This window comes from Pseudomonas sp. KH_024_B2, assembly GCF_057839965.1.
Window position 1 is genome coordinate 2,878,835 of record NZ_CM174502.1, and the last position, 23,765, is coordinate 2,902,599.

At 55.8% G+C, this 23,765-nt stretch carries 22 protein-coding genes and 2 pseudogenes; 7 read left to right on the plus strand and 17 right to left on the minus strand.

What is annotated here, in order from left to right; translation table 11 throughout:
• Window positions 1-154: 154 nt before the first annotated feature.
• The 3 genes from AC3I0A_RS13535 to dsdC all read left to right on the plus strand — a co-directional run bounded on the left by AC3I0A_RS13535 (window position 155) and on the right by dsdC (window position 3,894).
• Window positions 155-1,498 carry a GntT/GntP/DsdX family permease gene (locus AC3I0A_RS13535; RefSeq protein ID WP_489378339.1) on the plus strand — a complete coding sequence of 448 codons (1,344 nt, stop codon included), beginning with the start codon at window positions 155-157 and terminating at the stop codon, window positions 1,496-1,498.
• A gap of 37 nt (window positions 1,499-1,535) precedes the next feature.
• Window positions 1,536-2,888, plus strand: a complete 1,353-nt coding sequence (gene dsdA / locus AC3I0A_RS13540; RefSeq protein ID WP_489378340.1) for a D-serine ammonia-lyase — start codon at window positions 1,536-1,538, stop codon at window positions 2,886-2,888.
• A gap of 76 nt (window positions 2,889-2,964) precedes the next feature.
• Window positions 2,965-3,894 (plus strand): DNA-binding transcriptional regulator DsdC, encoded by a 930-nt coding sequence (gene dsdC, locus AC3I0A_RS13545; protein WP_489378341.1) that lies wholly within the window; start codon window positions 2,965-2,967, stop codon window positions 3,892-3,894.
• A 24-nt stretch (window positions 3,895-3,918) separates the two neighbouring features.
• Here dsdC and arsJ read toward each other — a convergent pair whose 3' ends face one another.
• From arsJ to AC3I0A_RS13605, 12 genes and pseudogenes are all read right to left on the minus strand, one after another.
• Window positions 3,919-5,136 (minus strand): organoarsenical effux MFS transporter ArsJ, encoded by a 1,218-nt coding sequence (gene arsJ, locus AC3I0A_RS13550; RefSeq protein ID WP_489378342.1) that lies wholly within the window; start codon window positions 5,134-5,136, stop codon window positions 3,919-3,921.
• A gap of 12 nt (window positions 5,137-5,148) precedes the next feature.
• Complete coding sequence (locus AC3I0A_RS13555) at window positions 5,149-6,153, minus strand: ArsJ-associated glyceraldehyde-3-phosphate dehydrogenase (protein ID WP_489378343.1); 1,005 nt, start codon at window positions 6,151-6,153, stop codon at window positions 5,149-5,151.
• 69 nt (window positions 6,154-6,222) lie between these two features.
• Window positions 6,223-6,579: a metalloregulator ArsR/SmtB family transcription factor gene (locus AC3I0A_RS13560; RefSeq protein ID WP_489378344.1), complete on the minus strand. Its 357-nt coding sequence runs from the start codon at window positions 6,577-6,579 to the stop codon at window positions 6,223-6,225.
• Window positions 6,580-6,807: 228 nt separating this feature from the next.
• Window positions 6,808-6,981 (minus strand): annotated as a pseudogene (locus tag AC3I0A_RS13565) (monooxygenase); the annotation flags it as partial.
• Between the two features lie 50 nt (window positions 6,982-7,031).
• Window positions 7,032-7,970, minus strand: coding sequence for a copper homeostasis membrane protein CopD (gene copD / locus AC3I0A_RS13570; RefSeq protein ID WP_489378346.1), 939 nt, complete (start codon window positions 7,968-7,970; stop codon window positions 7,032-7,034).
• A 3-nt stretch (window positions 7,971-7,973) separates the two neighbouring features.
• A complete protein-coding gene (gene copC / locus AC3I0A_RS13575; protein WP_489378347.1) occupies window positions 7,974-8,357 on the minus strand; it encodes a copper homeostasis periplasmic binding protein CopC in 384 nt (127 codons plus the stop codon).
• A gap of 388 nt (window positions 8,358-8,745) precedes the next feature.
• A pseudogene (locus AC3I0A_RS13580) lies at window positions 8,746-8,826 on the minus strand (DNA-binding response regulator); the annotation flags it as partial.
• Between the two features lie 221 nt (window positions 8,827-9,047).
• Window positions 9,048-9,803 (minus strand): IS21-like element ISPsy14 family helper ATPase IstB, encoded by a 756-nt coding sequence (gene istB / locus AC3I0A_RS13585; RefSeq protein ID WP_489374734.1) that lies wholly within the window; start codon window positions 9,801-9,803, stop codon window positions 9,048-9,050.
• A gap of 19 nt (window positions 9,804-9,822) precedes the next feature.
• Entirely contained in the window at window positions 9,823-11,337 is a 1,515-nt protein-coding gene (gene istA, locus AC3I0A_RS13590) for an IS21 family transposase (protein WP_489374736.1), read from the minus strand.
• Window positions 11,338-11,442: 105 nt separating this feature from the next.
• Complete coding sequence (locus tag AC3I0A_RS13595; RefSeq protein ID WP_489378348.1) at window positions 11,443-12,375, minus strand: isocitrate lyase/PEP mutase family protein; 933 nt, start codon at window positions 12,373-12,375, stop codon at window positions 11,443-11,445.
• 123 nt (window positions 12,376-12,498) lie between these two features.
• Window positions 12,499-13,806 (minus strand): C4-dicarboxylate transporter DctA, encoded by a 1,308-nt coding sequence (dctA, locus tag AC3I0A_RS13600; RefSeq protein ID WP_489378349.1) that lies wholly within the window; start codon window positions 13,804-13,806, stop codon window positions 12,499-12,501.
• A 102-nt stretch (window positions 13,807-13,908) separates the two neighbouring features.
• Window positions 13,909-15,078, minus strand: coding sequence for a mandelate racemase/muconate lactonizing enzyme family protein (locus AC3I0A_RS13605; RefSeq protein ID WP_489378350.1), 1,170 nt, complete (start codon window positions 15,076-15,078; stop codon window positions 13,909-13,911).
• Window positions 15,079-15,177: 99 nt separating this feature from the next.
• On the opposite strand from AC3I0A_RS13605, the gene AC3I0A_RS13610 reads away from it, so the two are divergent.
• On the plus strand, window positions 15,178-16,053 hold the full coding sequence (locus AC3I0A_RS13610) for a LysR family transcriptional regulator (protein WP_489378351.1): 876 nt from the start codon (window positions 15,178-15,180) through the stop codon (window positions 16,051-16,053).
• A 25-nt stretch (window positions 16,054-16,078) separates the two neighbouring features.
• Here the strand turns inward: AC3I0A_RS13610 and AC3I0A_RS13615 are convergent, their stop codons facing one another.
• The 3 genes from AC3I0A_RS13615 to AC3I0A_RS13625 form a co-directional block, all read right to left on the minus strand.
• The gene (locus AC3I0A_RS13615; RefSeq protein WP_489378352.1) at window positions 16,079-16,813 is read right to left on the minus strand and encodes an NADPH-dependent F420 reductase; all 735 of its coding nucleotides are present in this window, start codon (window positions 16,811-16,813) and stop codon (window positions 16,079-16,081) included.
• A 243-nt stretch (window positions 16,814-17,056) separates the two neighbouring features.
• Window positions 17,057-17,422, minus strand: a complete 366-nt coding sequence (locus AC3I0A_RS13620) for a MarR family winged helix-turn-helix transcriptional regulator (protein ID WP_489378498.1) — start codon at window positions 17,420-17,422, stop codon at window positions 17,057-17,059.
• A 418-nt stretch (window positions 17,423-17,840) separates the two neighbouring features.
• Complete coding sequence (locus tag AC3I0A_RS13625) at window positions 17,841-18,734, minus strand: LysR family transcriptional regulator (RefSeq protein WP_489378353.1); 894 nt, start codon at window positions 18,732-18,734, stop codon at window positions 17,841-17,843.
• 127 nt (window positions 18,735-18,861) lie between these two features.
• On the opposite strand from AC3I0A_RS13625, the gene AC3I0A_RS13630 reads away from it, so the two are divergent.
• From AC3I0A_RS13630 to AC3I0A_RS13640, 3 genes are all read left to right on the plus strand, one after another.
• The gene (locus AC3I0A_RS13630) at window positions 18,862-20,049 is read left to right on the plus strand and encodes an MFS transporter (RefSeq protein WP_489378354.1); all 1,188 of its coding nucleotides are present in this window, start codon (window positions 18,862-18,864) and stop codon (window positions 20,047-20,049) included.
• Between the two features lie 63 nt (window positions 20,050-20,112).
• Window positions 20,113-20,526: a cyclophilin-like fold protein gene (locus AC3I0A_RS13635; RefSeq protein WP_489378499.1), complete on the plus strand. Its 414-nt coding sequence runs from the start codon at window positions 20,113-20,115 to the stop codon at window positions 20,524-20,526.
• A 25-nt stretch (window positions 20,527-20,551) separates the two neighbouring features.
• On the plus strand, window positions 20,552-21,580 hold the full coding sequence (locus AC3I0A_RS13640; RefSeq protein WP_489378355.1) for an alpha/beta hydrolase: 1,029 nt from the start codon (window positions 20,552-20,554) through the stop codon (window positions 21,578-21,580).
• Window positions 21,581-21,852: 272 nt separating this feature from the next.
• Here the strand turns inward: AC3I0A_RS13640 and AC3I0A_RS13645 are convergent, their stop codons facing one another.
• Window positions 21,853-22,773, minus strand: a complete 921-nt coding sequence (locus AC3I0A_RS13645) for an AraC family transcriptional regulator (protein ID WP_489378500.1) — start codon at window positions 22,771-22,773, stop codon at window positions 21,853-21,855.
• Between the two features lie 23 nt (window positions 22,774-22,796).
• Complete coding sequence (locus AC3I0A_RS13650; RefSeq protein WP_489378356.1) at window positions 22,797-23,765, minus strand: XdhC family protein; 969 nt, start codon at window positions 23,763-23,765, stop codon at window positions 22,797-22,799.

The window sequence follows — 23,765 nt, forward strand, 5'->3', positions numbered from 1 at the left end:
CTGACGGCGGAACAGCCGAGGTGGGTTGCACTGGCCATAGGTGATATCAGATCAACCGTTTGCTGAAAAAGCATCCTTTGTAAACCCCTTCAGCGCTGACGCTTAATCCCTCGCACCGTGAGGTATGCGGGCAATAAAATAATAAGGGGTCGTCATGCAAGAAAATGCGGGTCTATTACTGATACTACTGGCAGCGATCGTGATGATCATTGTGCTGGTGGTCAAATTCAGAGTTCATTCCTTCCTGGCCTTGATGCTGGCCAGTTTTGTCGTCGGCGCCGGGGCCGGTATGCCCTTGCCGGGCATTGCCGAATCCTTTGAAAAAGGCATGGGCGGCACTCTGGGCTTCCTCGCAGCGATCATCGGTCTGGGCAGTATTCTCGGCAAAATGCTCGAAGAGTCAGGTGGCGCCGAGCGCATCGCTCAGGCTTTGCTCAATGCCCTGGGCGAACAGCGCGCCGCATGGGCGATGATGCTGGTTGGCTTCGTCGTAGGCATCCCGGTGTTCTTCGAGGTGGGGTTTGTCTTGTTGATCCCGCTGATCTACGTCGTCGCCAAGGAAACCCGCCTCAACATCCTGTATGTCGGATTACCGCTGGCCATTTCGCTGATGACCGTGCACTGCATGCTGCCGCCCCATCCTGCCGCCATGGCGATTACCAAGATGCTCGGCGCCGATGTCGGCACCGTCATCCTCTACGGTTTGATCGTCGGCTTGCCGACCGCCATCATCGCCGGCCCGGTCTGGGTCAACCTGGTCTGCTCGCGCACTGCGCCCGCTAGCCAACAGGCTTTTCTGGATGAGCGCTGCGTCCTGAGTCCGCATCGAGAGCTGCCAGGCCTGGGACTGACCCTGTTTACCATCCTGTTGCCGCTGCTGTTGATGGTCGGCAAGACGTTGGCTGTCATGAGCCTGCCTCAAGGCTCCAGCCTGTACAGCCTGATGGCCTTTCTCGGCAACCCCCTGACCGCCCTGGCGATAGCGGTGATCTTTGCCTACTGGGCGCTGGGACTGCGCCGTGGCTTGCAGATGGCGCAACTGCAGGTCTTGACCCAGAGCTGCTTCACCCCGCTGGCGAACATTTTGCTGATCATCGGCGCCGGTGGCGCGTTCAATGGCGTGCTGATTGACAGTGGCGTCGGCAAAGTCCTCGCCAGCACTCTGGGGCAATGGGACATCAATCCGATCCTCCTGGCCTGGCTCGTCGCCGGCCTGATGCACCTGGCCGTGGGCTCGGCAACCGTGGCAATGGTCAGCGCTGCTGGCATGATTCTGCCAATCCTGGACACCATGCCAGGGCAAAACCGCGAACTCATGGTGATCGCCATCGGTGCCGGCGCTATCGGCTGGACCACCGTGACTGACTCGGCTTTCTGGGTGGTCAAGGAATACCTGGGCGTCTCCCTGAGTGATGCGCTGAAAAAATTTACCGCTGGTACCGTGCTCGCATCAGTCGTCGCCTTGGGGATGACACTACTGTTGTCGCATTGGGTGTGAGCCCGTCCGTCTGCAATTAAAAGTCTGGAGTAACAAGATGATCCTGGATAAAACCATCGAAACATGGTGCGAAAGCCATCCCTTGATCGCCGAACTGGTGAACCTGAAGGAAACGAGCTGGTTCAACCCTGCCCTCGCGCCTACGGCACAGGCATTGACGGACGTGGCGTTGAGCGCAGCCGATATCGCTGACGCCAGCGCCCGGCTTGAACGTTTTGCGCCTTACCTCATGTCGGCCTTTCCTCAGACGGTTGCCAGTCACGGCATCATCGAGTCCGAGATCTTGCCCCTGGCTAAATTGCAGGCGGCTTTGGCATCGCAATACCCGCTGGCTTCAACGGGAGCCTTGTGGCTCAAGGCCGACAATCAGCTACCGATATCCGGATCGATCAAGGCCCGCGGCGGGATTTACGAAGTACTCAAGCATGCCGAAGACCTGGCGCTCGCCGCTGGCCTGATTCAACCGGGCGACAGCTACGCGAAACTGGACAGCCAGGAAGCCCGGGATTTTTTCGGTCAGTACAGTATCGCCGTCGGCTCCACCGGCAATCTGGGGCTGTCCATCGGCATCATGAGTGCGCGTCTGGGCTTTCAGGCCACCGTGCACATGTCAGCCGACGCTCGCCAATGGAAGAAAGACAAGCTGCGTTCATGTGGGGTAACCGTGCTGGAGTACGCGTCCGACTACAGCGTGGCCGTCGAACAGGGTCGCAAACAATCGGAGTCCGATCCGCACTGCCATTTTGTCGACGATGAAAACTCGGTCAACCTCTTTCTGGGCTATGCAGTGGCCGCTGAAAGATTGCAGCGACAGCTAACGACTGCGGGCATCAGCGTTGATGAAGAGCATCCCTTGTTCGTTTATCTACCGTGCGGTGTAGGTGGCGGCCCTGGAGGCGTCGCCTTTGGCCTCAAACACATTTTTGGCGACGCCGTGCACTGCATCTTCGCCGAGCCGACGCACTCACCCTGCATGTTGTTGGGGGTGTATACGGGTCTGCATGATGCGGTCTCGGTCTATGATTTCGGCATCGACAACGCCACGGCGGCCGATGGCCTGGCGGTGGGTCGGCCGTCCGGTTTTGTCGGGCGCTCGATGCAGCGCTTGATCGATGGTTACTACACCGTAAGCGATGAAGAAATGTACCGTCTACTGGCCCTGATGGAGTCAACCGAGGGCATCAAACTGGAACCCTCGGCATTGGCAGGCGTTCCCGGCCTGATCAGGGTTCTGCAAGAACAGCAGGGGTATCGAGAGCGTCTGAACTTGACCGAGTCTCGCCTGGCCAACGCAACCCATCTGGTTTGGGGAACCGGGGGCAGCATGGTTCCCACCGAAGAAATGGACGCCTACCTGACTAAAGGGCGGGGGTTTCTGCTACAGCAATAATCCTTGATCGTCGGTCCGTGCCAGTGCTCAATACCGGCACGGACCCACCGACTGCCGTCTGCGGAGTATTACGTTGATGCTCAATCTGCCACCCAGACCAGGCTCCACACTCAATAGTGCGCAGTTTGCCAACCTGCATACTTTTTTGGTGGCGGCTCGACACTTGAGCTTTTCCCTGGCCGCGCAAGAACTTTGCCTGACACCGAGTGCCGTGAGCCATCGCATTGGCAGACTTGAGCGAGCGCTGTCGCTGCGCCTGTTCGAACGCCTGACACGCCAGGTTCGGCTCACCGTCGAGGGCGAGCGAGTGTTCATGATTCTGCAAGGGGTCATGGAGGAGTTGACGGAGGCGTTGCAACAATCACCCGACTCGGAAATATCCGGTTCAGTCGCGCTGTATTCCCGTCCCTCAGCCGCTCAATGCTGGCTGGTGCCACGCCTGGCCGATTTTCACCAACGCTACCCTCACATCTCATTGGATATCCGCGTCGGAAACGACAACATCGACTTCCGCACCCAGAATATCGACCTGGCCCTGCTGTATGCCAACGGCGAGTTCCCCGGACTGGTCAGCCATAAACTGATGAGCGAAACCATCGCCCCCGTTTGCAGCCCGCAATATGCTCATCGACATGGTTTGCTGGAGAACCCCGAAAACCTGCGCACCTGCACCCTTCTGCACGACGCTCTGGCCTGGGAAAACGCCGTTTACGATGCAGAGTGGCAGCTGTGGGCCGGGCATCAAGGCATGCAAGCGTGGCTACCGGATAAAAGCCTGACCTTTGATCGTTCCGACTTATGCGTTACCGCGGCGATCAATAATGTCGGTATAGCCATCGGTCGCCAGTGCCTGGTGCAACGACGAATAGATCAAGGCGAGTTGATCCTGCCCTTTGGCGGTTTTACTCAGCCCGGGCGCTACGATTATTTCCTCGTCCACCCTCACCGCAATCCCTTACCCAAGCGCGTCCAGGTATTGATTGACTGGCTGCATGAATGTACGTAAATGCCGGCGAAAATGATCGGTACCTCAAGACCCCATATGCCGGGGCAAGGCAATGGAAATCAATGCCGCCAACAGCACAAAGATGGTTGAAATCCACAGGCAAGCAGTCAGCCCATAGGCCTGGTAAACCCAACCGGACAGGACGGTACCGATCAAGCGCCCCATGGCGTTGGACATGTAGTAAAAACCCACGTCCAGCGACACACCATCTTCCTTGGCGTAGGAGACAATCAGGTAACTGTGCAGCGATGAATTCACCGCGAACAGCGCACCGAAAACCATCAGCCCGCCCAGCAGAACCACCTGTTCGGATAGCCCTGTATTCAACCCCAGAGCGATTGCGGCAGGTAGACCGGCCAGCGCCAATGCCCAGAGAAAGGCAGCACGACCATCAGGGACATGCCCGCGTTTCTTGCCAGTGATGCGTGGTGCGAACGATTGCACGATCCCATAGCCAATCACCCAGGCCGCAAGAAACCCGCCGACCATCCAGAAGTCCCAGCCAAAGGCGCTACTCAGATAAACCGGCAAGGCCACCACAAACCAGACATCGCGGGCACCGAACAGAAACATCCGTGCGGCTGAAAGGATGTTGATCGCCCGGCTTTTGGAGAGGATTTCGCGAAATTTTGGCTTGGCTTTCGCTTTACCCAGGTCTTTTTTCAGCAGGATCAGACTGCCGATCCAGATCAGCGCCAGAGCTGCGGCCATGACCAGAACCGCGCCTTTGAATCCCATCAGCGCGAGCAAGGCACCACCCAGAAAGAAGCCGATCCCCTTCAGCGCATTTTTTGAACCGGTGAGGATGGCTATCCATTGGTAAAGCTTGCCCTGTTGCCCATCGGGCACCAGAAGCTTGATGGAGCTTTTGGCGCTCATCTTGTTCAGGTCTTTGGCGATCCCCGACAGCGCCTGAGCGCCCATCACCCAGGGGATGGTCAGCCAGGCCGAGGGCACCGTCAGCATCAGCAGCGCCGCGACCTGGATGCCCAGACCGATGTTCATGGTCCGGTTCAGCCCCAGGCGAGCGCCAAGATAGCCGCCGAGCAGATTGGTGATCACGCCAAAGAGTTCGTAGAACAGAAACAGCATAGCGATGTGCAGCGGGCTGTAGCCCAGCGCATGAAAGTGCAGCACCACCAACATGCGCAAGGCACCATCGGTGAGGGTGAAGGCCCAGTAATTACCGGTAACGAGCAGGTACTGCCGCACTTCTGGAGCGAGGGCTGACAACACTTTCATGATTGCTCCCTGTCAATCAGCTAGCCCGACCATTTTCGCCAGTTCGACGGTACGGTTGGCATAGGCCCATTCGTTGTCGTACCACGCGTAGATTTTTACCTGCGTGCCATTGATGACCATGGTCGACAGCGCGTCGATGATCGATGAGCGCGGATCGGTACGATAGTCGATGGACACCAATGGACGCTCTTCGTAGCCGAGGATGTCCTTGAGTTCGTTTTCGGAGGCGTCCTTGAGCAGTTGATTCACTTCCTCTGCGGTAGTGACGCGCTCGACCTCGAACACGCAATCGGTCAGCGAAGCGTTGGCCAAGGGTACGCGCACGGCATGACCATTCAGGCGTCCGCGCAGTTCCGGAAAAATCTCCGCGATGGCCGTGGCCGAGCCGGTGCTGGTCGGGATCAGGCTCATCCCCGAAGCGCGGGCACGGCGCAGATCCTTGTGCGGCTGATCGAGGATACTTTGAGTGTTGGTCAGGTCATGGATGGTGGTGATCGCACCGTGGCGAATCCCCAGTTTCTCGTGGATCACCTTGACCACTGGAGCCAGGCAATTGGTGGTGCACGAAGCCGCCGTCACAATGCGATGGACCGCAGGTTCGAACAGCTGATGATTGACCCCCATGACGATGTTCAACGCGCCCTGCTCTTTCACCGGTGCACTGACCACAACGCGCTTCACGCCTTGCTCCAGATAGCCCTGAAGCACCGCAACGGTCTTCATTTTGCCGCTGGCTTCGATCACCAGATCGCAACCTGACCAATCGGTATCGGCAATGGCTTTGTTGGCGCTGACCTTGATCCGCTTGCCGTCGATAACCATGCAGCCACCCTCGGCAGCGGCCTGATAGTGCCAGCGACCATGCACCGAATCGAAGTTCAGCAGATGTGCATGAGTGACCGCATCGCCTGCCGGATCGTTGATCTGCACGAATTCAAACTCTGGCCAGCTCCAGGCTGCTCGCAGGGCGAGACGACCGATTCGGCCAAAACCGTTGATGCCAACTTTGATAGTCATGTTGTTGTGCTCTGTATCAGTTGTCAGGAGGCGTTCGATTTTCAGCTATCGAACCGGCCGATAGGGCGGTCAGCAGCACGCGGCGGCACGCTCCGGGCGGTCGCCCATCTCATCGAGGCGCTTTGCGTCAGGGCTCAACCAGTGTTTATTGGCTTGCAGCACGATGGTCAGAACAGCGTGCACCCAATCAGGCAGGTTCGGGTGCAGTCGGTAGTAAACCCATTGACCTTGCCGACGATCCGCCAGCAATCCGCAGTTACGCAACTGGGCCAGGTGACGGGAAACCTTGGGCTGGCTCTCACTCAGCGCGCAGGTCAACTCACAAACACAGAGTTCTCCCTCGCGGGTGACCAGCAGCATCATGCGAACCCGATTGTCGTCGGCCAGGCATTTGAAAACGGTGGTCGGCGTGAGATGGTCAGCCATGATGACGACTCAATATATATGGTTTATCGAATATAGGTTTTTTCGCATTTCAGGTAAAGGAAAGAGTTAGATGGATCGCATATTTACGCTGCAACACACCAAAATGCGCTACTCAAAGAGGCGAAAGCACAGCATTCACTATTCCGAGCCCTCATAAATATTCGAAAAAACACATATATTATTACTGCAGTAAATCGGTCGCTGAATGGGCGCTGACGGGCAATATGCCTACATCACAGCACCCTGTTTGCGGATGAAGCGCGTCAGGCTGGGGAGGATGTGGCAGGCATCCGGCCCGACGCCCCTCCGCGTGGCCGAAGCGAAATTGCGCTGTTTCGGTAAACCTACAAAATACAATCCTGGCACGTGCTCGGCTTTTCCGTTGCGCTGAGCCAGCAAGCCTTCCTCACTTGGCTTGTGCACCTTCCTGAGTGCATGTGGATTTTTGAGCGCTATTCAGCCCCCATGTTCATCTCTGGGCTCAAGGTTCCTAGCCAAGCGACTAGAGACACTATGATTATTGCTACCGAGAACTCCAGGGCCATACTGCGTCGCAAAACATTAACGGCGCCAGTGTATTCTCCGCTCTGGATCGATCGTTCTAAAAGTGGGCTCAAGTGAAAGCGGTTCAGCGTAGCTAATACAACCATCGCTGCAAATAGTAAAATTTTCAAACACAGCAGCGCACCATAAGTGCTAAACGTTATCCCCTCCAATGTTGGACCTACAATGAAAAGATAATTTACTATGCCGGTAATACTTAGACTCACTACGATCAATGCACCAGCTGATTCAAACCCGGTAAGAACCCGGGAGAGAATTCGCACCTCTTGTTCGCTATTTAGAATCTTCGTGCGCAGCAGTAAAGCGAATGCGGCCAGGGCTCCCATCCAGCCGCCGGCTGCCAAAAGGTGAAAGATATCGCTAATAAAATGTATATAACGACGGCTGCCTTCGTCCATAGCGCCATGTCCTGTCCACGCCAGGGTAGCGAGAGCAATAGCACCGAAGACGGTTATTGCCCATAGGCTGAGGGTTGGGAAGCGCTTGTTAAGTGTGACGGCGATACCTGCCAGCACGAGGGTCGCTATTCGGACCATCCAAGTAAGCCCAACGTCGGTGCCAGTAAGCACCATTTCGAAGATGTGCTGGCGAAGCTCCATAAATTCTGAGACACCGCTCATTGCTTTCGCAAGTAACAGCATTGCGGCAAGGGACAGGAGCACACCAACAACCACGGCACCGAAAAGGAGCGACTCAAAGTTCAAGACAGCGCCGGATACCCGTTCTTTGCCCCTGAGGCTATACACGCCAAAAATTGCTAATCCAAACAGCAGCATCAGGTCTAAATAAAGAGCGAAGCGAAGGGCGATGTTGATTGAGTCGCTCATGAATCATTTCACTTTAAAAGAGAAGTTGCCTGTGATGGGGTGGGTGTCGGAAGAGACCGCCCGCCATTCGACCTTATACGTGCCGGTGGTTAGCGGAGCGGCGGGCGTGATAACCATCATTTTCGGGTCGTCGCCACCTGCGACTCCTGCCTTAACGCCCATCGGCGAATTCGGCATACCCGGCATGTCAGTCATAATCAGTTTTGCTCCCGAAAACTGAGTCGTAAGGTTCTCCGAGAAGTGCAATTCGATCTTGGAAGGCGCGGCGGACATCGAGCCCTGCGCAGGGGTAGAAGACAGCAGCTTTGGATGCGCCTGGGCGATAGCGCTCACGAGCAAACCGGCGGTAAGTGCAACAGCTACGGTAGTAGTTTTAAAGAATGACATGCAAGACTCCTCACAGCATAAGCTGTTGGTTCGAGGTTTGGTGGAGTAGATCTAGTTTTTATTTCTCAATTCCGGTTAAAACCACAGGCGAATGCCAAGCGTATGCCGCGTACCGAACCCAGGTAACAAATCAGGATGACCGCGTTATAGAGCCAGGACACCATGCCACATGACTGCCGACTGTTCGATTACATTTCAGTAAGCTTGGGCGTGCTCTCGTGGTCCGGAATGGGGGGCGGTGTCCTTTACTTTCATGACGCTCACTACCTTGTCTTCCCTGACCTCTCTGAGACCTGTAGGTAGATCTCCCACCACCTTTGCTCCGATGGGGTGTCTGAACGAGGTTAGGTACGTTTCAATCCGGCACTGGGAAGCTCCATATTGAAGGCAGTTTGAACCCAGCCTCAGTCAGGCTCTGTTGCAAATAGATACCTATTTTCGGTTCATCTTCAGCAACCAGAAGTCTCATGGGGTGGCTCTCAAAGTGATGATGAGGCTGAGTTTGCAACGAATCAGTCGAGCCAACCAGCAACTGACAGAAATGTAATCCAGGCTTCAGGTTGATGTCAGCCAGCGTTGTCTAGGGTGCGGATTCCACGACACTTGGACACTCAGCCCACGATCATTTGGACACTCATTCCACGCTCACTTGGACAGGCAGTCGGAGCGCAGCGACGCAGGTTCGCATTGTTAGTCTGAAGTCCCGGTTGCAGTCAATTTCGTTGCGCGCCTGCGCATCGATTCGCCCTTCAGTTCGATGCGGTAAGCGTTGTGCACCAGCCGGTCGAGGATCGCATCGCCCAAGGTCGGATCACCGATTAGCGCATGCCATTTATCCACCGGCATCTGGCTGGTCACCAGCGTCGAGCGGTTTCCGTAACGGTCGTCCAGCAGTTCCAGCATGTCGCGCCGCTGCGCGGCGGTAAACGGTGCAAGGCCCCAGTCGTCCAGGATCAGCAGATCGGTCTTGGCATAACCCGCCATGAGTTTGGCGAAGCGACCGTCGCCGTGGGCCAGGCCCAGTTCTTCCATCAAGCGAGGCAGACGCAGATAACGCACGCTGTAACCGTCCCGGCAGGCCTTATGGGCCAGCGCGCAGGCGAGCCACGTTTTGCCTACGCCTGTCGGGCCGCCGATGATCAGATTCAGGCCGTCGCGCAGCCATTGGCCGCTACCGAGTTGCAGGATCAGGGCCTTGTCCAGGCCGCGCGGGCTGCGGTAATCGATATCTTCCAGGCAGGCGTTGTGGCGTAGTCTCGCGGCTTTGAGGCGAGTGGTCAGCCGAGCATCTTCACGCTCGGTCACTTCGCGGTCGACCATCAGGCCGAGGCGTTCGTCGAAGCTGAGATCGCTGATGTCGGGCGTTGCGTGTTGCTCGCTCAGCGCTTTGATCATGCCGTGCAGCCGCAGGGTTTGCAGCTTGTCCAGAGTCGGGTTGGGTAGCATCTTGATGCTCCTTTTCAGGTCAGTGGTAGTAGTCGGGGCCACGCAGGTTGATGTGTTCTTCGGGCAGCAGTGGCAGGTTTTGCTGGGTCAGCGGCAGCCGTTCCAAGCCTTGGCGCAGGATCGATTCGAGGCTTTTGTAACTGCATGCGCCGAGTGCCAGCGCACGCTGGCAAGCGGCTTCCAGCCGCTCTTCGCTGTGCTGTTTACTCAGGCGCAGGATGCCCAGACAGGCACGGAAGCCGTGCTGCGGATGAATTCGGCGCTCGAGGATGTAGGCGATGACGCCGGCCGTGTTCGGGCCGGTCTGCTCTGCCCAACGGATCAGCCGTTGTGGCGTCCACTCGGCATGTTCGCGGTGGCTCTTGGGCATGTGCTCGGTGTGGGTGGTGTGGCGACCTTTGTGCTGCGAGCGCAGATGACTGGCCACGCGCTGATTGGCGTGGAAGCACTCGACAGTCTGCGCGGTCAGCCGCACTTCGAGTTGGTGCTTCACCAGCTGGTACGGCACCGAGTAGTAATGGCCGTCGACTTCGACGTGGTAGTCGATGTGTACCCGCACTTTTTTCCACTCGGCGTAAACGTAAGGATGTTCCGGCAGCGGTTGCAGCACGGGCCGGTCGATGTTCTCGAAGGCCGACCGGCGCGAGCCGGGCAGCTTCTTGAAGGGCTTTTGATTGAGGCGATCCAGCAGCAGTCCGATTGCTATGTTGAGTTCGCCGAGAGAGAAGAACTGGCGGTCGCGCAAGACCGCTAGGATCCAGCGCTCGACCACTTGCACACCAACTTCAACCTTGGCTTTGTCCTTGGGTTTTCGGGATCTCGCGGGCAGCACCGCTACGCCGTAATGCTCGGCCAGATCACGGTAGCTGGGGTTGATGTCGGGCTCGTAGCGATGTGCTTTGGTGACGCCACTGCGTAGATTGTCCGGCACCAGAATCTGTGAGGTGCCGCCCAGAAAAGCGAAGCACCGAGTGTGCGAGCCCAGCCAGTCTGGGAGTTTTTGCGACCAGGTGGCCTCGGCGAAGGTGTAGCTTGAGGCGCCCAGGACGGCGACGAAGATCTGCGTCTGACGGATTTCGCCGGTTTTCCGGTCGATAACTGGCACGGTTTGGCCAGCGTAATCGACGAACAGTTTTTCGCCAGCTCGGTGCTCCTGACGCATGACCACATCGACCTTGGCGGCCCAGAGGCGGTAGTGCTCGCAGAACCAGCTGTACTGGAAGCCTTGCGAATGGCTGAGCCGATACTCTTGCCAGAGCAGAGCCAGAGTCACGCCGGGGCGGCGCAGTTCTGCGTGAACATGAGCCCAGTCGGGCATCGGCCGTTGATCGCTGGGAACCGTCGGCGCTGGCGGGAACAGACAGCGTTCCAGTTCAGCATCCGACAACGCCGTCGGCCAGGTCAGCCCGCAAGCGTTGAAGCGATGCAGGTAGTTGCCGGCGCTGCCACTGCTGATGCGAAGGCTGGTGGCGATCTTGCGCACGGACAGGCCGGCGTCGAACTTTAGGCGTAGTACCTCTCGGATTTTACGCATGGATATACGCTCCACGACGACCTCTTCGCTTCGAGAAAAGAGGTCGATGGTAGTGAATAATCCTGCGTCGCTGCCTGCCTGAGCATGGGTTGGGTCAGTGGAAAATCACTGTCCAAGTGCTCGTGGAATGAGTGTCCAAGTCAGCGTGGAATCACTGTCCAAGTGTTCGTGGAATGGGTGTCCAAGTGCGCGTGGAATCCCCACCCACTCACGGTAATTATCCGAAAGCGTGTATTTTGAGAGCAACTCTGGAAGGGAGAGCTCTGCTCCTTTCGATCCGCTCTGCTCACGCAATGCCTCGTAACTTGCTTTAATAGCAGCCAAAAATGGGGCATGCCCATTGACCACGATCCGCACATTGGCTGCACTCAGTTTCTCAACATCGCTCAGTGCAGGGTTTCCATAATTAATCAGCATGATCGGCACGGAAAGATGCGAGGTGAGTACCTCCAAGTGTTGGAAATCCTTTACTCCGACAAGGCAAATCGCATCGGCCCCAGCCTTTTGATAAGCCGTAGTGCGTGCGATGGAATCTTCCAAAGTGGTAACGGCCACATTCGTACGGGCGATGATTCTGAGGGCATCATCTGAACGGGCAAACCGCGCAGCGTAAATCTTGCTTGCGGCCTCTTCCATTTCGATAAGAACGTGCGATTGCTCGTCGTATTTGGCCGGTAGGTGAGTGTCTTCTAGCGTAAGCGCGGCAACACCGGCCTTCTGCAGCTCGGTGACCGTTCGCATTACATTGAGCGCGTTGCCAAACCCGTGATCAGCGTCTCCAATGATTGGGATTTGGCTGGCCCGCCCGACCCTGGAAACTTGCTCCGCATATTCATCAAGAGTGAGCAGAGAAATGTCCGGAGCTCCGAGCACTTGAAGCGAGGCGACGGAACCACCTTGGATTGCAACCTCAAAACCAAGGTCGGATGCCATACGAACCGAGATGGGATCGAATACGGAAGCAGCAAATTTACAGACTGCTCCATGAAGTAAATCACCAAACGCCTTGCGCAATTCATGATGAGATCGCTCAATCATTTTTTCGGCTCCATCAAATTCATTCGAGGACTTCTTTGGGATCGTTCCGCGTTGAACGAGACCTGGAAATCACTACCGGTCATGGCCGTGGTTGAAGCGGAAATGACCGGTAAACTTTGCTGATTACTTTTGCGCCAACAATGCTTTTCGCGCTGCCTTTTCGAGTTTCATTGCGGCAATCTCACGCTCGCAGGCTTCGACGTCAAAGGAGTTGTCCCATTTGGCAATGGCGATGGTGCCGATACCGTTGCCGATCAGGTTAGTCACGGCTCGCGCTTCGTTGAGGAATCGGTCGATGCCCAAAAGCAGGACAAGGCCTACCAACGGAATGGAGTGGATGGTTGTGAGCGTTGCCGCAAGGGTTATGAACCCGGCACCCGCCACGCCAGCGGAGCCTTTTGAGGTCAGCAGGAAGACGCCCAACAGAATCATCTGATCCATAAACGTCAGTGGCGTATTGGTTGCCTGTGCGATAAAAATCGCCGCCATGGTGAGGTAAATGCAGGTGCCATCTGCATTGAAGGCATATCCAGTTGGTAGCACCATGCCCACCACTGACTTCTTGCAGCCCAGCTTTTCAAGTTTCACCATCATTCGCGGAAGCACGGCTTCGGTTGAGCAGGTGCCAAGCGTGATGAGAATTTCATCTTTGAAATAACGAAGAAATTGCATAAGCGGCATGCCCGACCATCTAGCAACCGTACCCAGCACTACCACGATGAAAATCAAGGTCGTGATGTAGAGCGCGACCAGCAACTGGCCGAGTGACAGCAAGGTACCAATTCCGTACTTGCCTATAGTGAAAGCCATCCCAGCGCCGGCACCAATCGGAGCCAGACGCATAACCATTGCCACGATCTTGAACAGCCCTTGCAGAAACAGGTCGATGGTATTGATCAGCGGTTTGCTGGTTTCGCCCATTTGAACGAGGGCAACGCCCATCAAAACCGAAATCAAGATGACCTGAAGCATGACGCCATTCGAGAATGCGCCAATGAAGGTACTCGGGATTATGTTGAGAAAGAAATCGATTGTTCCGCCCTGCTCACTGGCGGCTTGGCTGTACTTGGCGATAGCGCTGGCATCAAGCGTGGTAGCGTTGATATTCATCCCAGCGCCTGGCTTTGCGATATTGACCACAATAAGGCCGATGACCAGCGCAATGGTTGAAAGGATTTCAAAGTAGAGCAGCGCTTTGACGCCGATCCGCCCGACTTCCTTGATGCTGCCCATCTTAGCGATACCAACGACGACGGTACCGAAAATAATAGGCGCCAACAGCATTTTGATGAGTTTGATAAAGCCATCCGCAAAAGGTTGGAGCTTGGCTCCGAATTGCGGTTCAAAGTGACCAATTGCTGCACCGATGACGATACCGATCAGCACCTGCACATACAGCTGGCTGTACCAGCGGGACTTCGAGATTTCCACGGGAGCACCTCATTTTATTTTTGTGATGGGCGTGTGGCGTGGCGTCAGTGAGTGACGCCTAATAACGGCGGCCTCCTGCAAGAGGCCGCCGTTCGAGGGCTATCAGCCTTCGCCCAGCTCGCGCATTACTGCGTACAAAGCGGACTTGGCTTCGAAGCCGACACCTGGAATATCCGGCAGACCTACATAGCCATTTTCCACGCGGATCCCGTCAGCGAAGCCGCCGAAAGGCTGGAACACATCCGGGTACGATTCGTTACCGCCCAGGTGCAGACCTGCTGCGATGTTCAGGGACATCTGGTGACCACCGTGAGGAACTACGCGGCGGGAAGACCAACCCATGTCTTCCATAACTTTCAGGGTGCGCATGTACTCCACGAGCCCGTAAGACAGGGCGCAGTCGAACTGGAGGTAATCGCGATCAGGGCGCATACCACCGTGGCGCAGCAGGTTACGAGCATCCTGATGGGAGAACAGATTTTCACCAGTAGCCATGGGCAGTTCATAGTGGTTTGCAAGCTCAGCTTGCAGTTCATAGTCCAGCGGATCGCCAACTTCTTCGTACCAGAAGAGGTTGTACTTTTTGATGGCCTCCGCGTACGCAATACCTGTCTTCAGATCGAAGCGGCCATTGGCATCGACCGCTAGTCGACGACCATCACCTACCACTTCAAGTACCGCTTCGATGCGACGGATATCTTCGTCCAGTGGCACTGCACCAATCTTCATCTTGACGACGTCGTAGCCACGATCCAGATAGCTCTGCATTTCTGCTTTGAGCTTGGTCTGATCTTTGCCAGGGTAGTAATAGCCACCCGCCGCATAGACCCAAACCTTGTCATCTGCCACACCGCCACGGTAACGGTCGGCGAGCAGGCGATAGAGGGGCTTACCTTCAATCTTGGCAACGGCATCCCACACAGCCATATCAATGGTGCCGACAGCGACTGAGCGTTCGCCGTGGCCACCTGGCTTTTCGTTAGTCATCAGGGTTTTCCAGATGGCGAACGGATCAAGGTTGTTGTTCTCATGATCGACGAGAGTATCTGGGTCAGCTTCCGTGATACGCGCCAAGAAGCGATCACGCATCAGTGCGCCTTGGCCATAGCGACCGTTGGAGTTGAAACCGTAGCCGATGACAGGTTTACCATCGCGAATCACATCCGTGACGACAGCCACAACCGAGCAGGTCATTTTTGAAAAATCGATGTAGGCATTGGCGATTGGGGAAGCGATAGAAACGGTTTTTTCACGGATGTCTACGATACGCATGACGGGTTCCTCTTGTTGTTGGTGGCCCCACGTTATGCTTTGCGATGACACCCGCCCAATGCTATTAATGCCGCACCCTATGCACAGGAGGCATGGCCCTTGGAACTCGTCTGGCTCGAAGATTTTTCAGCCCTTGCGGAGTACGGCAGCTTTGTTCGCGCGGCGGAAGCGCGGCACGTTACTCAGCCGGCATTCAGTCGCAGAATCCGCTCTTTAGAGAATTGGATGGGCGTACAGCTGTTCGTTCGCACCCCTCAAGGGGCGACTCTAACTGAAGCTGGGAGGCAAATTTTGCCAAGTGCTCAGGAGGCTGCCAGGCGCTTGTACAGGATGCGCAACGAAGCTCAAGAGGTGGCGGGAATGGCCGCTAAATCCCTGCACTTCGCTGCAACTCACTCCCTGTCGTTTACATTTTTTCCACGGTGGCTTCGTAGCACAGAAAACGGTGCTCCAATCGAGGCTGTGCAACTGCACTCAGATAGCATGGCTGTCTGTGAGCAGATGCTGATACATGGCCAGGTTCAGTTTCTGCTCTGCCACCGCCACCCCGACGTTCCACCATTACTGGCCCCAGATCAGTTCATTGGCAAGAAGGTTGGAGAGGATGTGCTCGTTCCTCTGGCGAGTGCTTCCGCCAACTTCGGCACCTCCCCAGCGGCATTGCCTTACCTCGCTTACACCCATGAGTCCGGACTGGGGCGGATCGTCGCTCACCGACTGCATGGAAAGGAAGATTACCTTCACCTAAAACCACTTTTCAGCAGCCACCTCGCGGCGGTGCTGATGTCTATGGCCTTGGAAAGCAAGGGTGTCGCATGGTTACCGAAAAGCCTGACAGAACAGGAAATGGCTGACGGTCGGCTTGTCAGGGCGCTCGACGAAAGCTGGGACATTCCCTTGGAGATTCATCTCACGCGCCCCACAGCCCCAATCAGCCCATCTGCCGAAGAATTCTGGGCCAAGCTGGGAATCTAAATACGGATCCCACCTAATCCGGTAGTCAGGCCGTCATGGCGCGATTCGTGGCAACAATTTGCTCATGTGTAAACTGACTGCCGGGAGCCATAAACTTGGCGATCAGTGCGTCGCGGTTTTGAGGCGCTCGTGCCTTGTCTGCCGCGCACAAGGCCGATTTCAACTCTGGCAATTTCAGTTCAGTGCAGTAGGCCGGTGTGCCTGGTTGCTGACGCCATGAGTTTTCGAGGCTTCCAGCGGCAAGCGCGGTAAAGCCGGTATCCTCTACAAGATCCTGCGCGATTGCCTCCGCATTAATGTCACCGCCAGCTACAGGTATGGCTATGCGTGAGGAAGACCCGACTGGTTGACCATGATCGGCAAGGGTAGCGGCGAGGACGGCGTTCCATGCCTTGACGACCGGGCGGCCAATCTGCTCACTAACCCAGACGCTCTCGGGCTTGCCATCGTCAACTTCTTTAATCGCCCCGTCACGCCCCGGATAGTAATTGGATGTGTCAATGACGACGGTTTTCTTGGGAACATTACTCAACGTCTGATTGAGATCAGGGTAGTTTGCGAAGGGGATCGAGAGAATCACAACGTCTACCTCGGACACAGCATCTTCCTTGGTCACCGCATGTACGCCGATTTCATTTGCAAGGTTCTGAATGCTCTGAGGGCTTTTCGAGTTTGCCAGTTTAACTTCATGGCCGCACGCAGCGAGCTTACGGGCAAGGGTAGCCCCAATGTTGCCTGCGCCGATAATTCCGATTTTCATTTAAATAACTCCTCGCATATAAACAATATTCAAGTTACTACTTGGTTGATCGCTGTTGGGCCCGCATAGCAGTTCAGCTGACGTGCAGTGGTTGGTAAAAACTCGGGCCTGTTTGAGGGATCGAAAACCAAGCAAGTTGCGCTGGGCTAAGCGCATAGCGGGTCTTTGCTCTGCTGCCTTTCTGCGCTGCTGCCAGTGCTCTGCGAAGCAGTCCGCTTTTGATAGCCCAGTGCGGAGCAGGAACTAACTGATTGCCGGTCTCGCCAAGCCTTCAAGCGTGCGATGAAGCTCCTCAAGGTCTTCGGGCGTAAGCTGGCACGCAGTTCTGATCTTGTCGGTGACGCTACGAAGCTCATCCTCCATGGCACGGCTAGGCTCCGTGAGGTCAATAAGCACTCGGCGTTCATCGGAGGCATCACGTGTGCGCGTAATCACTCCAGCAGCTTCCAACCTTTTGAGTAGCGGCGTAAGCGTGCCGGTCTCCATGTCGAGTCGATCACATAAATCGCTGACAGAGCGAGGCGACCCGTTCAGCAGCTCAAGCGTGACTAGGTACTGCGAGAAAGTGAGGCCCAACGGTTCGAGGAACGGTTTGTGTAATCGAACCATCCGGTTCGCGGCGGCGTTAAGCGCGAAGGAAAGCTCTGTGGCCACGCTTCGTGATGTCGAATTCACTTATATAGCCTACTATTATGTAGTGTGCTACACAAATTATGCGCAGACCCGCCGTGTGTCAACAGCTTCCGAGGTTGGTAGCTTTTTTTCAGATGAAATACCAGGTTGGGCACTCGATAATTGGTTCTAAGAATGCGGGATCTGCGCGAGAGCGGGGCATCGAGCAGCTTGGATCTGGTGCCATGCGTGTGGATGGTTATTCGCTTGGAGATTCATCTCACGCGACCGACAGCCCCAATCAGTACTCCCGCAGAAGAATTCTGGGCCAAGCTGGGCAACTAAATCCCATTTTGCTGACTTCGCTTTCAATTATCCGAAGCCAGAGATTTTTTGAATCATCGAATCGCTTTATCTAGACTGCTTCGCGAAGTGCATTGGCAACCAGCGTAAACGCCGGAGAGGGTTGCCGACGATTTGGGTAGTACAAATAGTATCCAGAAAACGGCGGGCACCAATCTTCCAGCACCCGCACCAGCCGGCCTTCCTGGAGATGCGGTTCAAACTCCTCTTCCGGCAGGTAGGCAATCCCCAGCCCGGCCAATGCTGCATCTACGATGTGGGTCGACGTGTTGAAAACGAGCTGGCCGTCTACGCGAACGTTCACTTGTTTGCCACGCCGCTCAAAGTCCCATACATAAAGCCCGCCCGAAGTCTGCATCCGCTGGTTGATACAACTATGGCTCATCAGATCACGCGGGCCTTTGGGAATGGCACGGGAGGTAAAGTACGCTGGCGAGGCGACGACAGCCATGCGTAACGGCGGCCCTATCGGAACTGCGATCATGTCTTTATCGATGGTGTCCCCCAGACGCACACCCGCATCGAAACGATCCGCCACGATGTCTCGGAATCCGTAATTGACGTCGAACTCAATCTTGATGTCCGGGTATTCGTGCAGCAATGCAGTGAGCTTGGGCAGCAATGTTGTCCGCAAAACGTGATCGCCGCAGGTGATGCGTACCATGCCGGCTGGCTTGTCGCGCATTTCCGTCAGGATATCCAGCTCCGTTTCGATTTCATCGAAGCGATGTCCGATCGCTTGCAAAAGCCGCTCGCCCGCTACGGTCGGCGAAACGCTACGCGTAGTACGCGTCAGTAATCTGATTTGCAGGCGTGCCTCCAGGCCACTGATGGCCTGACTTAGCGCAGACTGCGTCACACCCAGTACTCCAGCGGCGCGTGTAAAGCTGCCTTCGCGCGCCACTGTCACGAAGGACAGCAGATCGTTGAGATTCCTTCTGACCATGGTGCAGGCGCCTTTGCAGTCAATTAATTAGCTATGCTTATAGCCTCATTAAGTATTCATTAGCTAGTCGCACGCGCGTTCACTCGTCACCATTACCGATATGAATACAACTGATCGTGAGACCCACATGGGCGCTGTTTCCGCCACCAAGGATGCTCCTGCTTATTGGAGCGGCGTCTTTGCAATGACGCTTTGTGTCTTCGCACTGATCGCTTCGGAGTTCATGCCGGTCAGCCTGCTGACGCCGATGGCCGCTGATCTTCGTGTTACGGAAGGGATGGCAGGGCAAGGCATTGCGATCTCCGGGGCATTCGCCGTGCTGACCAGCCTGTCGATCTCTTGGATTGCCGGAACCCTTAACCGCAAAATTTTGCTGATGGCATTGGCAGGGTTGATGGCCGCTTCCGGCGTGATTGTCGGGCTGGCACCCAACTATCTGACGTACATGGTCGGTCGTGCGCTCATCGGTGTGGTCATCGGAGGTTTTTGGTCGATGTCCGCTGCGACGGCCATGCGGCTGGTGCCTGCCACTCAGGTGCCCAAGGCCTTGGCCATCTTCAACGGTGGCAATGCATTGGCTATCGTGATCGCCGCACCGCTGGGCAGCTATCTGGGCTCGATCATCGGTTGGCGCGGCGCTTTCTTTTGCCTGGCGCCAGTAGCGGCGATTGCGTTCATCTGGCTGTGGATCAGCCTGCCAACCATGAAGGTAGAGCCGCGCACACCGAGAACCGGCAACGTCTTGAAGCTGCTCCGGAGCCGACCCGTTGCGCTCGGCATGGCCGGATGCGGCGCCTTCTTCATGGGGCAGTTCGCCCTGTTTACCTACCTGCGCCCCTTCCTCGAAACGGTGACGCGCGTTGACATATCCACGCTGGCATTAATCCTGCTGATCATCGGAGTTGCAGGCTTTATCGGAACCATGATCATCGGCCTTTTTTTAAAACGCGGCCTGTTCCGGACATTGATAGTCATACCGGTGCTCATGGCGTTGATTGCTTTGGCATTGATCCCTTTTGGAACCTCGATCGTTGTCGTTGCTGCACTGCTTGGCTTTTGGGGGTTGCTGGCAACTGCCGCCCCAGTGGGCTGGTGGAGCTGGATCGCACAGGCCTTACCAAACAATGCCGAGGCCGGGGGTGGCTTGATGGTGGCAGTGATTCAACTGGCCATCGCCCTAGGCTCCACCGTTGGCGGACTGCTGTTCGATAGTCGCGGTTATCAGAGCACTTTCGTCATTAGCGCAGTCGTGCTGCTGCTTGCCGCATTCGTGACGGTGCTGACATTCCGTTCAACAACACCTCAATCCGCTTGAGCTACGCAACTTTACGGGAGACGGGTCATGAGGACACTTCGTTGGCTTGGTTTGCTGTCTGCAATGCTCGTGTTGGGTAGTTATGTATCTGTGAATGATGCCGCGTCGGCGTCTTCGATACCGGAGAAATCTCGCATGTGGATGACCATCGGGGAACAACGCTTCGCCATTACCTTGGCCGACAACGCCGCCGCTGGTGCGCTTGCCAAGCGACTACCGCTAACGCTCGACATGAGCGATCTCAACCGCAATGAGAAACACGCCAGCCTTCCAGAAAACCTGCCTGCCGATGCGAGCAAACCGAGAACGATCCGCAACGGCGACTTGATGTTGTATGGCGCGGACACGCTGGTTGTCTTCTATTCAACGTTCGACTCGACGTACTCCTACACGCGCCTCGGGCGTGTGGATGACACCGCTGACCTGGCTCAGGCGCTAGGGCGCGGGGATGTGCAAGTGCTGTTCTCTAAAGACTGATGACTCCGCATCAACAAGGATTCCAATGAAAAAGCTCATTGTTCTATTAACGCTTCTTGTCAGTTCACTCTCAGCAGTAGGAGCCGATATGTCCAACGGCGCGGATAATTTTTATACCAGCGAAAAAGTGACCGTGCAGAAGGTCAACTTCAAAAACCAATATCAAATGAATGTGGCAGGGAATCTGTTTATCCCGAAAAACCTGGACGGTAAAACGAAGAGCCCTGCGATTGTTGTTGGCCATCCGATGGGCGCGGTCAAGGAGCAGAGCGCTAACCTGTATGCCACGAAGCTGGCTGAACAAGGGTTTGTGACACTGTCTCTGGATCTTTCGTTTTGGGGTGAAAGCGAGGGGCGACCGCGCAATGCTGTCTCACCGGATATCTATGCCGAGGACTTTAGCGCAGCGGTGGATTTTCTCGGTACCCAGTCTTTTGTCGACAAAGAGCGAATTGGCGCGATAGGCATCTGTGGCAGCGGCAGCTTCGTCATCAGTGCAGCCAAAATCGATCCTCGAATGAAGGCAATAGCAACGGTCAGCATGTACGACATGGGTGCAGCCAATCGCAATGGACTGAAGTACTCGCAGACACTTGAGCAGCGCAAAGACATCATCGCGCAAGCAGCGCGGCAGCGTGATGCAGAATTCACTGGCGGTAAAACTCTCTACACCAGCGGTACAGTACATCAGCTAGATGAGAATACTCATCCTATTCAACGTGAGTTCTTTGATTTCTACCGCACACCACGCGGCGAATACACGCCATCCAGTTCCTCCAAAGAGTTGACGACGCACCCTACACTCACGAGCAACATCAAGTTTATGAACTTCTACCCGTTCAATGATATCGAGACGATTTCTCCGCGTCCGATGTTGTTCATTGCCGGGGCCGATGCGCACTCAAGGGAGTTCAGCGAGGAGGCCTACAAGCTCGCCGGTCAACCAAAGGAGCTCGTCATCATCCCTGGCGCCGGCCATGTCGACCTATATGATCGCGTTAATCTCATCCCTTTCGACAAGCTGACGAGCTTTTTTCAGAGCAATCTAAAGTAACCCGCTGAATTGGACATTCCTTCCCAATGAGCTTGCCTCCCTCAGGCTTTCCTGGGGAAGCGCGCCCATTGGCCCGGGCCCGATGATTTCAGCGCCATACAAAAGGGTTCTATCGATATTTGCTGTCTGTCATAAAGGTTGCACAAGCTGCGCGATGATCCCACACAAAAGCAAAGACATTCCCCTCAATAAAAAGGGCCCTCGAAGGGCCCTTTGCACTCAAACCAAAATCACCCGTTCAGCCAAGGCCCTACGCTGTCGAAACCATACCGCTATTGCACACGCATGCGCTTTATATCCCTTTGAGGCGGCTCACCAAACAGACGGCTGTACTCACGGCTGAACTGCGATGAGCTTTCATAGCCGACCAGACCGCCGGCACTACTCGCATCTACATTCTGACTCAACATCATCTGTCGGGCAGCTTGCAGTCTTAGCTGTTTCTGATACTGCAGCGGACTCATTCCGGTCACCGCCCGGAAGTGCTGACGAAATGTGGAGGGGCTCATATAGGCGGTAGCTGCCAGGTCATCCATGCGCAGCGCCCGACTGAAATTGAGCTTGAGCCAGGCCACCGCCTTCGCGATGTGTTGGCTCGGGGAGCCGGCACTGACGATGTGGAGCAATTGCGGCCCATGGGCGCCGTTCAGCAATCGAACGACGATCTCTTCTGTGATTAGCGGAGCAATTGCAGCGATCAAACCAGGCTCATCGAGCAGTGCAACCAGCCGTTCAAAAGCGTTCAGCACAAACACGTCCAGTGTCTGCACAGTGACAGGTCTGAAACCATCATCCTTCATACGTTGAGATAGATGCAGACGCTCAGCCACCTGCATAACCATGGTGTTGTCGAAAGTCAGCATCATGCCCAGATACGGATGCGCGAAACTGGCCTGGGTGACATTCGCTATCACTGGAAGGTCTACGCTCGTGACCAGGGATTGTCCCGGTGCATAAGTGAGCACCTCCTCACCGACCATGACTTGCTTGCGGCCCTGCAAGCACATACCGATACCCAAGCCATATATGCAGTGCAAAGGTTGCGTAACCGCATTACGTCGATAAAAGCTCAGACCCGGGATGGCTGACTGGTAATCGCAATCGGTGCGCACAATCTGGCTCACCAGATCAACCAGATCAACCAGATGACCCGTGTCACCGTCGGCAAGATTCCTTTTAGAAGCAGCCTGCATATTCATCTCCTAAAACCCCGACGCTACAGCGAGTCACGAACAATTCCATTTTTCACCCTGACGATGTCGGACATAACCGCAAGCGCGATCTCGGCTGGGGTTTTGCTCCCGAGGTTCAGACCAATCGGCGCATGGATACGGTCGACACTTTGATCATCCAACCGAGCAATTCGCCTGACCCGCTCCAGGCGGTTCTGACTGTTACGTTTTGAGCCCATGGCGCCAATATAGAACGCTGGGGTCATAACGGCCTCCATGAGTGTCAAATCGTCCAGACGAGGATCGTGCGTCAGTGCTACGACCGCAGTCGCGGCATGACAGCCGCCTTGAGAGATGTAAGTCGCTGGGTGGACTTCAATCAGCTTCACGCCTGGCATGTTGAAATGCGCAGTCAGTTCCGAACGTGGGTCACACACCACTACCTCAAAACCCAGCGCCACAGCAAAGCCCGCGCAAAATTCAGCGACGGGTGAAAGCCCCGCAATAAGTAGCCTTTGAGCCGCGCCTATCCGTATACGGACATGATCAGGCTCGACAGAAATCGGCGCACACTCAGTAGTGTCTGTCTCGATTTGCACTTGGTCGGAATCTAATTTCACATGGCGTACTACTTGCTGACGCCCCTTCAGCGCATCCAATAGAACCGCGCAGTGTTCGCGACTCTGGCAGCCCGGTTCAAAGCGCTCCACTAGAACATCGAGCACGCCGCCACACGGCAGAGCAAGGTTTGGAGCAAATCCACCCTCGCCATAACGAATGATCTGGCTGCGATGAGCAAACTCCTCGCGACCCAGTCGCTCTAGGAAGTCCTCTTCAACACAGCCTCCTGACAGCGATCCGCAAACGTCTCCCGTTTGCAGCGCCACCAACATTGCACCTGGGCTACGCGGAGCCGACCCATAGGTGGCCAGGACAGTGCAGAGCCAGACGCCCTGCTCCTGCTCAAGCCACTTCGCTGCCTGCTCGATTACCTGAAGGTCAAGATTGTTCAT